2 protein-coding genes are annotated in these 655 nt (G+C 64.1%); one reads left to right on the top strand and one right to left on the bottom strand.

The window, feature by feature from the left end; all coding sequences use genetic code 11:
- Nucleotides 1-361: transposase (locus PKF00_RS44885; protein WP_271223746.1), on the top strand; the 361-nt coding region annotated here is incomplete at its 5' end.
- A gap of 40 nt (nucleotides 362-401) precedes the next feature.
- On the opposite strand, the gene PKF00_RS44880 is transcribed toward PKF00_RS44885, so the two are convergent.
- A partial coding sequence (locus tag PKF00_RS44880; RefSeq protein WP_271223745.1) for a hypothetical protein occupies nucleotides 402-655 on the bottom strand: 254 nt, incomplete at its 5' end.

Here is a 655-nt window from a genome sequence, read left to right as displayed (position 1 = left end):
CGCACTCAAGCTCACGCCCGGCCAGGCCCATGACGGACGCAGCGCCACCGATATGCTCGGCGGGATCGGCGAAGGCCAGACGCTGCTGCCCGACCGGGCCTATGACAGCGACGCCCTGCGCGACAGCCTAAAATCGCGTGGTGCATGGGGTTGCATCAAACCGGTCTCACGTCGCAAGAACCCGCCCAGCTTCAGCCCCTTCCTCTATCGCTACCGCAATCTCGTCGAACGCTTCTTCAGCAAGATCAAACACTTCCGGGCCATCGCAACGCGCTACGAAAAACACGCCGATAACTACCTTGCCCTCGTCAAACTCGCCGCTATCCAGATATGGCTCAGAAATTATGAGTCTGTGTCCTAGCCGCCAGGCCGGTGCGGCACCCTCCCCTGAAGAGGGGACGCTAGTCGGTGGCGCCGTCCGCGGACGCGCCATCCGGTGCGATGACGAGCATGTAGGGCGAGCCCGGATTGATAGCGACAGGGATGTTCGCGGGCAGCGCCTGCATGAGATCGATCCCGCGCATGACCCGGTAGCGCAGCACAGTGTCGTGCTGTGCCTCGAAAGCACGGGCATAGCCATCGGCCAGAGCGCGCCGGTCGAACACGGCCAGCCGGAAGACCTGGCTGCCGTCCGGGCGGGTTTCGCCTTCGAGCG

Origin of the sequence: Streptosporangium carneum, assembly GCF_027922005.1 — a bacterium.
Classification (GTDB): Bacteria; Actinomycetota; Actinomycetes; order Streptosporangiales; family Streptosporangiaceae; genus Streptosporangium; species Streptosporangium carneum.
Note: the sequence above shows the minus strand (reverse complement) of the source record. Positions and strands in the feature narration are given on the sequence as shown.